Origin of the sequence: Hymenobacter nivis (genome assembly GCF_003149515.1) — a bacterium.
GTDB classification, from domain to species: domain Bacteria; phylum Bacteroidota; class Bacteroidia; order Cytophagales; family Hymenobacteraceae; genus Hymenobacter; species Hymenobacter nivis.
Genome location: NZ_CP029145.1, coordinates 4,851,883 through 4,864,105, shown reverse-complemented (window position 1 = coordinate 4,864,105; position 12,223 = coordinate 4,851,883). Strand labels below are relative to the sequence as shown.

Below are 12,223 nucleotides of genomic sequence, written 5' to 3'. Positions count from 1 at the left end.
GCCAGCAATGGCGCAGGCCGTGGGGCCCGCAGTTTCTACCCCCGAAGCAGCGGGCAGGCCGGGCAAAACAAGCTCGGATTGGGTAGCAGCCGTTGTGCGGAACAACCCAGTGGGGCCCCGGCCAGGAAGAACGTTAGCCGAAGCGGGCCCCTGAGCGGCTAGATTTAGGCAAGGGCGGCCCCGGCACGGGCCGCGCCTACGGCTGCTTTGGGGCCCCAGGCAACCACGAGGGCAGCCCACTGAATCCATAAAATCTTTACCTTCAGACAATTTTTGCCAGCAGCCGTAGATGCGCGCATCAACTACCCGGCTTCTTCCGCACCATGCCCGACGACCCCAAAGAACTGCAATTTCCCCTCTACGTGAAGGCGCCGCTGATACTGCTGGGCCTGGCCTTGGTGGTGTTCACGCTGCACATTGCCGCGGACCTTATTTTCCCGATCTTTTTCGCGGCCATTTTTGCCATTATGCTGCATCCCATCGAGCAGTGGCTGCTGCGGCGCAAGGTACCGCCGCTGCTGGCCATTGCCCTCACGGTGGTGCTGGGCGTGGCGGCGCTCCTGGCCTTACTCTATTTTATTTACCTGGAAGCCACGCAATTGTCGGGGCAGATGCCCATATTCAAGGCCAAATTCTTCCACACGGCCCAGGTAGTGGAGCAATGGCTGAACGCCCGCTTCGGCATCACCAACCAGAAGCTGATGGGCTACCTCAACGAGGCCGGCAGCCGGGCAGCGGGCCTGGCCGGGGGCACGCTCACGGCCGTATCGGGCCTGCTGGTGGTGGCCACATTGCTGCCGGTGTACATCTTTTTACTGTTTCTGTACCAGAAGCGGCTGGTGACCTTCCTCACCCAAGTATTTTCGGGGCGGAAGCCGGGCACTGGCGTAGCCGACGTGCTGCACGAGAGCAAAGCTGCCATCCAAAGCTACATGATTGGCCTGCTCATTGAAGGCAGCATCGTGGCCGTGCTCAACGTGGGGGCCCTGCTGGCGCTGGGCATCCCGTACGCGCTGCTGCTGGGCGTGCTGGGGGCCCTACTCAACTTCATTCCGTACGTGGGCGGCCTGGCGGCCATTGCGCTGCCGGTGCTCATGGCCTTCGTCACGAAGGACGGGCTGGGCTACCCAGCGGGCGTGGTAGTGGTGTACATGCTCATTCAGTTCGTTGACAACCACTTTCTTATCCCGCGCATCGTGGCCTCCAAGATCAAGGTCAATGCCCTGGTGGCCATCGTGGGGGTGCTGGTGGGCAACGCCGTGGGCGGGGTGGCGGGCATGTTTTTGGCCCTACCGGTCATCGCCATCCTGAAAATCATTTTTGACCGCATCGAGTCGCTCCGGCCCTGGGGCCTGCTGCTCGGCGACGAGGAAGCCACCGAAAAGCCCGCCGCCGACGGGACCACCCTGCGGCGGCCGCTGCTGCGCAACGGCGCCGTGGCCGGGTAAGGGTCCTCACGTCAGAGCGCTACCTTTGCCAGCCAGGTTTCGGCCGCCGCCGTGCTGGCAAACCGCTTGAATACAAACTCTTTGGGTGCCGCCATCACCACCGATTCGGTGGAGAGGCGGTGCACTGGGTCGGCGCCTTCCACGATGGCGCAGTGCCGGGTGCGGGCCTGCGCCATGGCCCGTGGAATCCAGTTTTGGGTGAGCCACTGCTGGGCCGCGGGCAGCAACGGGGCGCGCTGCCCGTGGTCGGACAAAATTTTACGGGCGCCGGTGGTGATCAGCACGGCCAGTACTTTTTCATAGTACGCCTGCACCACGTCGAGCGGCACGCGGCCGGCGCCCCAGGCCAGGCGCACGTAGCCCGCAGGATGGTAGTAGACTTGGCCCGCAGTGTTATTAAATGATAATATTTCCCGATCAATCATTAACGAAATCATAAAGAATCTATTGCCAATGTAATATAACCGTGAAACGGGTTAAAGGTAGGAACAGCCGCGGCGCATTACCAAATTGCGCTTGCATGAAGCGCCGCAGCCGCGGCTATCTTGCGGGCCGCAATTCTGCTTTCCTTCGCTCATACCTGCCTACCTGCCCGGCCTGCACATTTTGGCCACCTTCGGGGCCTCCGGCCCTGCGCGACGCGGCCGCCTGCCGCGCGTTCTTCAACGAGGAAATCCGGCGCTTCGGACTGGAGAAGATGGGCAAAACCTACCACGCCTTTCCCGCCGACGGCGGCTTCACGGTATTGCTGGCCCTCACTGAGTTGCACCTGAGCCTGCACACCTGGCCCGAGCACGGCCTGGCCACATTCGACGTGTTCCTGTCGAATCTTTCGGCGCGACAACTCGGCCACGGTGCGCGGGATTTAAGTGGCCACGCTGGCCTTTTTTGAAGGCACTGAGCAGGCCAAAACCGAGGTATGCCGATGAGCGCGCCCACCCCGGCCAGCGCCGCGCCGTCGGCCCAGCTCACCTGCCCGGCATGCCGGCAAAACATCACGTACTACGACGTGGCGGGCAGCGAATACTACGCCTGCCCCCACTGCCACAGCTACTTCCAGTACCGCGGCAAGGCCCCCGAAGCTATTTGGCAAGTATCGAAAAGTGCCCGCCGGCCTGGGGGTGCTGCCCGTGGGCACGCCGGGCGTGCTGGCCGGGCACGCCTGCCGGGTGGTGGGCTACGTGCGCCGCGCCGAGGCCCAACACCCGCGCTACGAGTGGACGGAGTACCAGCTGTACCAGCCCGCCACCGGCGACTACGTGCAGCTCGCGCAATTCAATGGGCACTGGACGATAATTCAGCCGGCCGGGCGCAGCTACGAAGTGCAGTGCACCGCCAGGGGCTGACGGACACGCTGTTGGTGGAGCTGGACGGCAACGCCGGCGGCAACGCGGCGGCCGGCCACAACCCAGTTTCGGCCTACCCCTGGGGGGCCCACTACCTGCCCGTGCCCGACGTGCGCAACCGCGAGTTGCTCGATTTTCTGAAGGAAACCGGTACCCTCACCGACTACACGCCCGGTGAGATGCCCATTTACAGCGACTACCACCTCTGCGCTGCGCCCGATGAGCGTCTCAGCATCAACGGGCACTGGCAGGACGGGCTGGTACCGGCCGTGGGCCTCTCGGCCAACGAGCAGGCCCAAACGGCGCGGTTTTTCCGGCTGGTGGAACGCCTGAAAACGGCGGTGGGCCACAACGCTTTCCGTATCACGCTTGATGCGTCGTCGGCCGACGGAGCATTCCGCCAGCTCGACCGGATTTCCTTCGCTGACTACCTCATGCAGGAAGGTTACTCGGCCACGCCGCTGCGCTGGTACCTCAATTACACCTACCGCGACGACTACGAGGCTTCCGCCGCACAGGTGTCGGCCTGGGCCGAGCTGCACTACTTCGCCTGCCGCAAGGGCCGCGCCCACAACGCCACCGGCGGCGACGTGCTAACCTGGCCCGAAGGCAACCACTTCCTGGCCGAGCACCTGCGCCGCCAGGCCTCTACCCCACTGCAAACCAACACGCTGGCCTACGGACCTGCGCGAGACCCCGGGCGCCCCCTAAGCTGGGACAACGTGCGCTACGGCAGCGCCACGCTGGGCTACATTAACGCCAACTAGCAGGACCTGACCCAGGACACCGGGGCCCCAAAGTCATTACCTTCTACTGGCGCCTCACCGACGAGGCCCCCGACCTGGCCCGCCGCCGCGCCTACCAAACCCCTTACGCGCAGTGGCTACCACGCGTGGTGGCCGAGCTCGAAACCTACCACCCTGGCGTCACGCCCTACCTCCAGCGGGCCGACCTCTGGGTATGGGGCCACGGTATAGTAGCCCCCACGCCCGGCCTGCTATGAGGCCCCGACCAGTCCGCCGCCCAGCAGCCGGTACGGAGCCGCATCTTCTTCGCCCACACCGATTTTAGCGGTATTTCTATTTTTGAGGAAGCCTTTTACCAGGGCATCCGGGCCGCGCAAGAGATAGTGGGGACCACCTGAATGTAGCGTGGACTTCAGCTGGCCATTTTTGCGCAATTTCTTCTCGTGAACACCCTTGCTCCTTCCGAGCCCTGGATTCGCTCGGCCCGCTACGATGGGGCCCTGGTTCTGGCGCCGCCGTTTGTGGCGCTGCTGGTGGTGCTGGTGTTACCCGCCCGCCACCGCGCCACCGGCGAGTCGCCGTTGCTGGCCTGAGTGAGCCTGGTACTGTTCATCGACGTGGCGCACGCACGTCTACGGCACGCTGTTTCAGACTTACTTCGACCCCGTGCGGCGGCGCGAACGGCGCACGCTGCTGTGGGTGGCGCCGCTGGCCTGCTACGCGGCGGGCGTGGCGATGCACAGCGCGGGCGGGCTGTGGTTTTGGCGGGCGCTGGCCTACCTGGCGGTCCGGCAGCAGTACGGGTTTTTTGCGGCTGTACGCCCGGCGCGAGGGCCCCGCAACAGGCGCGTGGCTGGCCACGGCTAGCATCTACGCGGCCACACTATACCCGCTGATGTACTGGCACTTGTCGCCGCCGCGCAACTTCAACTGGTTTGTGGACGACGACTTTTTGGAGCGCGACTGGCCCCTGGGGCGGCACCTGGCCACGGCCCTGTACGGAGCCCTATTACTGGCCTATGCTGGGCGCGGGCTGTGGCGCTAGCGCCGCACCCATACCTTTAATGTACCGCGCAACTTGCTGCTGGCGGGCACCGCCGTCTTGTGGTATGTAGGCATTGTGTGGTGCAACGGCGACCTGGCGTTTACGCTGCTGAACGTGGTATTGCACGGGGTGCCGTACCTGGCGCTGGTGTGGCAGGGGCGGCCGGCAGCGGCCACAGGGGCCCCGGTGCCGCGCCGGGGCCCCTGGGCCGGCAAGTACGGCTGGCTGGCATTTCTAGGGCTGATTGGCCTGTTTGCCTACCTCGAAGAAGAGCTGTGGGACGGCTTGGTGTGGGGCGAGCACGCGGCGGTATTTAGCTGGTTCCAGGCGCTGCCCGACGTGTCGCGCGCGGCGTAGCGGGCCTGGCTGGTACCGCTGCTGGCCCTGCCCCAAAGTACTCACTACGTACTCGACGGCTTCATTTGGCGGCGGGCCGGCGGTAGCGGGGCCCCAAGGGCCCCCAGTGGCAAGTTGGCAACAATTACCCATTGCCAGCCAAGGGCTTCACTCAAGACCTGACGTTATGCAGTTAGATCGTTCTGGTGTTCGCCTCACCCCCTGGCCCTCTCTCCGAAAAGGAGCGGGGGCAAGTTTATAGATTTAATCTTGTGGAAACTAAATTTTTAGCACTAAAATTAATCCCCCCTCTCCTTTTCGGAGAGGGGGCCAGGGGGTGAGGCGAACACCAGAACGACCCAATTGCTTCACTAAAGACGAACTACTAACACCTACCCCCTTGACAGACCAGCATCCGTTAAATACCATTAAAAATCTTGCAATAAGTCAAATAATGTTTAAAATGTGCAATTAGCAAAACTCTCTTACCTTCGTAGCAACGTTAGCAGTCCGTTTCCACTTAGCCCCTGCTTTTTATGCCACGAACTTCTACCCTCCTCGCTTGGGGCCTCGGCGCGGCGCTGCTGGCCGCTGCGCCGGCCCGGGCCCAGGTCGACAGCGTGCGCGCCAGCACCCTGCCCGGCCGGCAACTGGCCGAAAGAGCCTACAATGCCGGCCTGGCCAACTACTCGGCCCAGAACTATTCGGCGGCGCTGGCTAGCTTCAACCAGGCCCTGACGGCCAAGCCCAACTTCGCGCCCGCCTACGCCAACCGCGCCGCTACCCGCCTGGCCCTCAAGAATTACCCCGCCGCCGTGGCCGACTACGACCAAGCCCTAAAGCTGGAGCCGGGGGCCTACGCCCACTACTTCGGCCGGGCCCAGGCCCACGAGGCGGCCGGCGAGGGCCCCGCGGCCGAGGCCGACTACGGCGCCGCGCTGCAAGCCAACGCCGCCTACGCCCCGGCCTGGTACAACCGCGGCGTGCTGCGCTTCGAGAAGGGCGAGTACCAGGCCGCCCGCGATGATTTTGACGGGGCTGTGAAGGCGGACCCCACCTACGCCTACGCTTACCACGACCGCGCCAGCGCCAACCTGGAGATGGCCAACTGGCCCGCCGCCGTGCAGGATTATACCAAGGCCCTGGCCTTGCAGCCCACCCTGCTGCCGGCCCTGCTGAACCGCGCCGCTGCCGAGCGCCGCGCCGGCCAGCTGCCCGGGGCCCTGGCCGACTACGACGCTTACCTAGCCCAGAAAACCGATAACCCGCTGGCCTTCACCAACCGCGGCAACGCCCGATTTGAGAACAAGGACTACGCCGGGGCCCTGGCCGACTACGACCACGCCATCGCCCTCGACGCCAAGTACGCCTACGCCTGGAACAACCGTGCCGCCGCCGAACTGAAGCTGGAGCACTACGCCAAGGCCAACGCCGACGCTACCGAGGCCCTGCGCCTCCGCCCCCAGTACGCCGAGGCTTACCTCAACCGCGGCCACGCCCGCGAAATGCTGCGCCAAGCCGACGAAGCCTGCCAGGACTGGCACCAAGCCGCCGCCCTGGGCCTGGCCGTGGGCAACGACTACGCTGCGGCCGCCGGCTGCCCAGGCGACGCCGCCGAAGTACCGACCGACAAGTAGCCGTTGATTTCCGCTGTAAAGAGGCTATCCAGCAGGCTTATTATCAGTTCAAAATCAAATATTTACAAAAAAACGTCATGCTGAGCGCAATCGAAGCATCTCTACCGCTGAGTAACCAATTACTGCTGCGGTAGAGATGCTTTGACTGCGCTCAGCATGACGTTCTAAATTATAAACTTTTCATTTTCAAATAATAGCAGCTCTATTATATGATACGTGCTATTACCCAGGCGGCGCTGCTGCTGAGCGGCTTGACCGCCACCGCCGCCCACGCCCAGAGCGTGGAGTTCACCAAGGGGAAATTTGGGGGCGACAAGGACGCACTGAAAGATGCGCTGCGTGAGTTGCGGACCGGCGACGATGCCTATGCCACCGACCCGGCCAACTACGGCGCAGCCCTGCCCCACTTCCTGCAAGCCCAGCGGCTCAACCCCGACAACGCGGCGCTCAACGCGAGAATTGGTGACTGCTACCTGCATTCGGGTACCAAGACCCTGGCCCTCTCCTACTTGCAGCGTGCCCAGGCCCTGGCCCCGGCCGACGATTCGCGCACCCACTACCTGCTGGCCCGCGCCCTGCACCTGAACGCCAAGTGGGCCGAGGCTATTAAGGAATACCAGCGCGCCACGCCGATGGGCGGCGGCAAGCGCGCCGCCGACGGGGCCCTGACCGTGACGGCCGACGACCTGGTACGCCGCCTGCGCGAGTGCCGCAACGGCCAGGAGTTGCAACAGCACCCCGTGCGCGTGTTCGTCGACAACGCTGGGCCGGAGATCAACTCGTCTTTTTCCGACTATGGCCCCGTAGTATCAGCCGACGAATCGACGCTGCTCTTCACCTCGCGCCGCCCCGGGGGCCCCAACGCCAGAAAGGACCCCGACGGCGACAGCTACTACGAGGACATTTACCAGACCGCCTGGCAGGGCAAGCACTGGCGCCCGGCTGCCAGCCTGGGGGCCCCGGTGAACACTGACGGCCACGACGCCACCGTGGCCCTGGCTCCCGACGGCCAGCGCCTGCTGGTATACGCCGATGAAAACGGCGGCGACCTCAACGAGTCGAACCTCAAGGGCGCGGCCTGGGGCAAGCCCCTGCACCTGGGCAACCGCGTGAACACGCGCTACCACGAGTCGTCGGCCTCGTACTCGCCCGACGGGCGCTACCTATACTTCGTGAGCGACAAGCCCGAGGGCGGGCGCGGCGGACGCGACATCTACAAGATTGAGTTGGAGGGTAAGGGGCCCGCCGAAAACCTGGGCGCCGCCATCAACACGCCCTACGGCGAGGAGGGCGTATTCATGATGCCCGACGGCCGGACGATGTACTTCTCCTCGGAGGGCCACAACTCGATGGGCGGCTACGACATCTTCAAATCGACGCTGACCGACGGCCAGTGGAGTGCTCCCGAGAACCTGGGCTGGCCCATCAATACGCCCGACGACGACGTATTTTTCGTGACCTCGGCCTCGGGCCGGCATGGGTATTATTCGTCGGACCGGCCGGGCGGGCAGGGCGGCAAGGACATCTACCGCGTCACGTTTTTGGGCCCCGAGAAGGCCCCCGTGCTCAGCGAGGAAAGCCAGCTGCTGGCCTCGCGCCTCGCCCCGGTGGCCCGCACCCTGCTCTCGCCGCCGGTAGCGGTGGCCACGGCCCGCGTCACTATCCTCAAGGGCACCGTGACGGATGACGCCACGCACCAGCCTTTGGAAGCCGTCATCGACTTGGTGGACAATAATTTGAACCAGGTGATTGCCACTTTCCATAGCAACGCTACCTCGGGCAAATACCTCGTGAGCCTGCCCTCGGGCACCAACTACGGCATCGTGGTGCGGCAAGACGGCTACCTGTTCCACTCCGAAAACTTCGACCTACCCACCGAAGCCGCCTACGCCGAAGTCATCAAAGACATGCCGCTGAAAAAGCTGGAGGTGGGCGTGGTCATCGTGCTGAACAACATCTTCTTCGACACTGGCAAGGCCATCCTGCGCCCCGAAAGCACCGCCGAGCTGGAACGCCTCCAGAAGCTGCTCGCTGAGCAGCCCACCCTGCGGCTCGAAATGGCCGGCCACACCGACAACGTGGGCAAACCCGCCGCCAACCAGGACCTGAGCCAGCGCCGCGCCCAGGCCGTGGTGGCTTACCTCACCCAGCACGGTGTGGCCGCCGCCCGCCTGGCCGCCGCTGGCTACGGCGACACCCGCCCCGTGGCCCTCAACGCCACCAAGGCCGGCCGCCAGCTCAACCGCCGCACCGAGTTCAAAGTGACGGGCAAGTAGGGCCCCGGGGCCCTAGGCACCGGCAAAAAGAACGGCCCGGCTTCGCATCTGCGAAGCCGGGCCGTTCTTTTATGGAGCAGTGTACTATCCGTCAGTCACCTACGGCACGTTGGTACCGGCCAGCTGGAACGGGTAGCCGGCCACCATGTAATTGCCGCCGAACTCAAACTCGGCTTGGCCATCGGCCCCCATCCCAAACGTAGTGTTGCCGTTGGTGTAGTAAATAATGGGCCCGTAGCGGTAGTTGGATACTTGCTTGCCGCCATAGTCGGCCACCGTTATAATGGATGACTGCGTGCCGTGGTTGTCGTTGTCTTCCACCCACACCGGATCTTTCAACCGCGTGTCGCGCAGGGTTTTGAACACGCTGGCCGAGTTGCCGGTCAGCTTCACCCACTTAATGGCGCGCTCGCCCCGCACCGCCACGATGAGCTGGGTGCCCAGAGTAGGCGTCGCGTAGAACTTGTTTTTGCAGTAGGCGATGCTGGTGGGGTTGGCCCCAACGGCTACGCTGCCCACCTCGGCAATGGCCGAGGGCGTGCCGCCGCTGGCCGTGCCGTAGCCGCCAACGCTAAACAGATGCAGGGTGCCGTCTTGGGTGGCCACGTAGGCTTGATTTACGCCCGGGGCCACGCTGGTGCGCACCGCCGTGGGGGTCTGGTCCAGATCCACGGTTTTCACCACTACGGGGGCCGCCGACGGCGTCACGGAGAAGGGGAAGGGCCACTGGTTGTCCCGCTGGCCCACGTTGCGGGTTTGGTTGAAGTTGCTGGCCGTGGTGAAGTACATCGTCCGCACCTGGTCAAATAAAGGCTTCAGGTCCAGGAATACGGCTTTCTTTTCGGCCTTGCTGATAACAACGGCGAACCCGGCTTTGGAATAGCGACCTTGGTTAGTACCACTCACGAAACTCTGGCGATTGGTTTCGTTGGTGAGCGTGAGCTTCTCCTCCGTGTAACGGCCGTCGTTGCCGTCGGGCGAGCGCATCCAGCCCTGGTACGCGTCCAAGGAAGCCGCGAAGTCCGTCGAAGCAGAGATTTCGGTGGGCTGCGTCACGCCAGCGGGCAGGTCTACGTAGCCCATCAGCTTGATGAACGTGAACAGCCCGCGGTTGCGCAAGCCCGGGTACACGGCCGCCCAGTCGGTCCAGAAGCTGTTGCCCGTGCCCAGGGCCAGTACGGCTACCTGGCCCTTTTGGGCATCGGTGTCCCACACCGTTACCAGTGCAAACTCGTTGTTGCTCGTCACGGCCAATGCCGTGGGCACTTTGTTGGCTGGCAGCTTCACCGACACGTTGCCGGAGCTGGTGTTGGTGCCGAAGGCCGCGATGAGACCCGATTGGAACGCCACCAAGTCGTTGGAGGCCCAAGCTTCAAACCCGTAGGAGTGGCCCACGGCAGTGGGCTGGCGCAGGGGCCCCCCATTGGCCGTGGCGTAGCGGCCCACCTCAGGGTCGGGGTGGCCCCCGCCGTAGTACACCCACGGCAGCTGGGGCTTCTCGCTAAACATGCCAGCGCCCATCAGGATCTGCTGAATGGCATCCACGCCCGCATCAGCGCTGTTGTCGGCCACGTGCAGAACCTGAGCGATATTGCTGCTGTAATCGTTTTTGGAGTAATCCACGTTGCCAAGCTGAAAGTACCAGCCCTTGCCGTTGCCTTGGTTGTCGTAGAATGTGTCGCTGGGCTTGTATTGGGTCGGTAAGCTACCGTCGCTCACCGTGCTGGCCGAGCCGTAGCGGTAATTCATCCCGGTAGCCGACGAATAGTTTCGGGCCAGTTGCTGGTAAGTCGCCAAGTCTGTGCCAGTACTGATTGGCGCATTGGCAACCGGGGGCACAACTGGGGCATTGAATGCCGCTCCTACTTCCTCGATTTGCCAGCCCTGCGCGCACGCACTGCCCACCGCTAAAGTTGCCGCGGCCAGACTGTACGTAACAGCTCCCTTAGCGACCAGAGCGGATTGGGCCACAACTGGTTGCGCTGTTTGCCCGGTAGCAGCGGTTCCTTCGTGCGCCACCAGCAAGCGCTGGCGCAATTGCTGTGCCCCCTGGCCTACAGCCAGCGAATACGTACCGCCCGGCAATTGGCCCACGGCCAAACGGCCGTCTGTTTCGAGGGCAGCGTGGGGCACTAAGCGGCCCAGGGCATCGTACATGGCCAACGGGTCGGTGGGCCGGTCCCCACTGGGCAGCAGCACCGTTACAAAATCGTTGGCGGGGTTGGGATAAGCAATCAACCGGCCCGTGGTCAACGCGGCGACGGAGCCAGGCATTGCCACTGGGGCAATGTTGAGGACCGAGCCCGTTGCGCCTGTGGCCTGAACAGCGGCCGCTGTGGCGCACGCCTGGGCCGTACCTTGCTGCACCGCCACCCCGTTGGTCTGGCCGCCACCCGCCACTTGCATCATTAGGCCGCTATGCTTAGCCGTGAGCGTATATCCCCCGTTAGCTAGGGCGTCGATGTGCCACCGCTGGTTGTCTTGGCCGTTGTCGGGCCACTGCAACAAGGGCGCACCGTTCTGCTGTGAAGCCCCGCCAACGTCCAGGCACTGGCCGCTATGCCTGGCCATCAGCTTGTAGTAGCCGCCACCGGCGTCTACCAGTTGCCATTGCTGATTGGCTCCCCCCACATAATCCCATTGATGTAGTACAGCTCCGTTCTGCATTGAAACGCCACTTACGTCCAACGATTTGCCACTTATCTGGGACGTGATCCGGTAATATGACCCCAAAACAAACTGAGCCTTAGCAACACCAGCTACCAGAAATAATCCTATAGCGGCAGCCCAATGAGAATAGTTGGAAATTTTTGCCATAATGAGAGCTTTACGTTTCTAGAAATCAAAAATTATTTAACTTTTTTTATTGGCTAGGATTTCTATTGCTGGGACAAACTTAGCCATCCACTGTCATAGTACTGACCACATACCCGCCTATAGTTGTAGCAACGAATATATTAAAGGCCAATAGGTTGCTTCTAGCAAGAGATTTTTTCTTGCGCAGCGCTGCCGTTTTGATACTTTTACCCTTCTTAAATCGATATCCGTTATGACAATATTTTGCACTATTTTTTATTCACTCATCCAGCACCCGCACTAGCTATAATGGATTTTAGCAACAAATAAGTAGTAAAAAATATAGGCTTTATCTCTACTAAATTCAAATAATTATATTATAATAATTATTAATTCGCATAGCCCTTGGCAGCCACGGCGCCGCTTCTGCATGGGAGTGCACTTACCCAGCACGCCCCTACGCAGAGCACCCGGAACGGGCCGTGGCAGCACCCCCGCAACGCACCGCGGCGCACGGAGGGTATTTGCCACAAGCACCCGTTTTTGTCTTTTTGGATATGCGGGCAGCCCGGGCCCGGTGCCCACCAACGCAC

General features: G+C 62.7%; 12 protein-coding genes. 10 read left to right on the top strand and 2 right to left on the bottom strand.

Annotated elements, in window-relative coordinates:
* Nucleotides 1-323: 323 nt before the first annotated feature.
* Nucleotides 324-1,448, top strand: coding sequence for an AI-2E family transporter (locus DDQ68_RS21565; protein WP_109658143.1), 1,125 nt, complete (start codon nucleotides 324-326; stop codon nucleotides 1,446-1,448).
* A gap of 11 nt (nucleotides 1,449-1,459) precedes the next feature.
* On the opposite strand, the gene DDQ68_RS21560 is transcribed toward DDQ68_RS21565, so the two are convergent.
* Entirely contained in the window at nucleotides 1,460-1,885 is a 426-nt protein-coding gene (locus tag DDQ68_RS21560; RefSeq protein WP_162550321.1) for a hypothetical protein, read from the bottom strand.
* Nucleotides 1,886-1,968: 83 nt separating this feature from the next.
* Here DDQ68_RS21560 and speD point away from each other — a divergent pair, with 83 nt between their 5' ends.
* The 9 genes from speD to DDQ68_RS21530 all read left to right on the top strand — a co-directional run bounded on the left by speD (nucleotide 1,969) and on the right by DDQ68_RS21530 (nucleotide 8,834).
* Complete coding sequence (speD, locus tag DDQ68_RS21555; protein WP_245897184.1) at nucleotides 1,969-2,340, top strand: S-adenosylmethionine decarboxylase; 372 nt, start codon at nucleotides 1,969-1,971, stop codon at nucleotides 2,338-2,340.
* Between the two features lie 211 nt (nucleotides 2,341-2,551).
* A complete protein-coding gene (locus DDQ68_RS21550) occupies nucleotides 2,552-2,794 on the top strand; it encodes a hypothetical protein (protein ID WP_109658141.1) in 243 nt (80 codons plus the stop codon).
* Complete coding sequence (locus tag DDQ68_RS21545; protein ID WP_109658140.1) at nucleotides 2,776-3,561, top strand: hypothetical protein; 786 nt, start codon at nucleotides 2,776-2,778, stop codon at nucleotides 3,559-3,561. The genes DDQ68_RS21550 and DDQ68_RS21545 overlap by 19 nt, the downstream gene beginning before the upstream one ends.
* Nucleotides 3,562-3,983: 422 nt before the next feature.
* Nucleotides 3,984-4,133: a hypothetical protein gene (locus DDQ68_RS23590; protein WP_211320191.1), complete on the top strand. Its 150-nt coding sequence runs from the start codon at nucleotides 3,984-3,986 to the stop codon at nucleotides 4,131-4,133.
* 73 nt (nucleotides 4,134-4,206) lie between these two features.
* Nucleotides 4,207-4,407, top strand: a complete 201-nt coding sequence (locus tag DDQ68_RS23585; RefSeq protein ID WP_211320190.1) for a hypothetical protein — start codon at nucleotides 4,207-4,209, stop codon at nucleotides 4,405-4,407.
* Nucleotides 4,408-4,435: 28 nt separating this feature from the next.
* The gene (locus DDQ68_RS23580) at nucleotides 4,436-4,585 is read left to right on the top strand and encodes a hypothetical protein (RefSeq protein WP_211320189.1); all 150 of its coding nucleotides are present in this window, start codon (nucleotides 4,436-4,438) and stop codon (nucleotides 4,583-4,585) included.
* A gap of 33 nt (nucleotides 4,586-4,618) precedes the next feature.
* Entirely contained in the window at nucleotides 4,619-4,942 is a 324-nt protein-coding gene (locus DDQ68_RS23575) for a hypothetical protein (RefSeq protein ID WP_211320188.1), read from the top strand.
* Nucleotides 4,943-5,457: 515 nt separating this feature from the next.
* Nucleotides 5,458-6,558: a tetratricopeptide repeat protein gene (locus DDQ68_RS21535; RefSeq protein ID WP_109658139.1), complete on the top strand. Its 1,101-nt coding sequence runs from the start codon at nucleotides 5,458-5,460 to the stop codon at nucleotides 6,556-6,558.
* 209 nt (nucleotides 6,559-6,767) lie between these two features.
* A complete protein-coding gene (locus DDQ68_RS21530; RefSeq protein WP_109658138.1) occupies nucleotides 6,768-8,834 on the top strand; it encodes an OmpA family protein in 2,067 nt (688 codons plus the stop codon).
* Between the two features lie 99 nt (nucleotides 8,835-8,933).
* Here DDQ68_RS21530 and DDQ68_RS21525 read toward each other — a convergent pair whose 3' ends face one another.
* Nucleotides 8,934-11,651 carry an RICIN domain-containing protein gene (locus DDQ68_RS21525; RefSeq protein ID WP_109658137.1) on the bottom strand — a complete coding sequence of 906 codons (2,718 nt, stop codon included), beginning with the start codon at nucleotides 11,649-11,651 and terminating at the stop codon, nucleotides 8,934-8,936.
* Between the last annotated feature and the right edge of the window lie 572 nt (nucleotides 11,652-12,223).

Excerpts from the sequence above, each read along its gene's own strand:
- DDQ68_RS21525 (WP_109658137.1), bottom strand. The coding sequence starts at position 11,651 with ATGGCAAAAATTTCCAACTATTCTCATTGGGCTGCCGCTATAGGATTA.
- DDQ68_RS21530 (WP_109658138.1), top strand. The coding sequence starts at position 6,768 with ATGATACGTGCTATTACCCAGGCGGCGCTGCTGCTGAGCGGCTTGACC.
- DDQ68_RS21565 (WP_109658143.1), top strand. The coding sequence starts at position 324 with ATGCCCGACGACCCCAAAGAACTGCAATTTCCCCTCTACGTGAAGGCG.
- DDQ68_RS21560 (WP_162550321.1), bottom strand. The coding sequence starts at position 1,885 with ATGATTTCGTTAATGATTGATCGGGAAATATTATCATTTAATAACACT.
- DDQ68_RS21535 (WP_109658139.1), top strand. The coding sequence starts at position 5,458 with ATGCCACGAACTTCTACCCTCCTCGCTTGGGGCCTCGGCGCGGCGCTG.
- speD (WP_245897184.1), top strand. The coding sequence starts at position 1,969 with ATGAAGCGCCGCAGCCGCGGCTATCTTGCGGGCCGCAATTCTGCTTTC.
- DDQ68_RS23580 (WP_211320189.1), top strand. The coding sequence starts at position 4,436 with ATGTACTGGCACTTGTCGCCGCCGCGCAACTTCAACTGGTTTGTGGAC.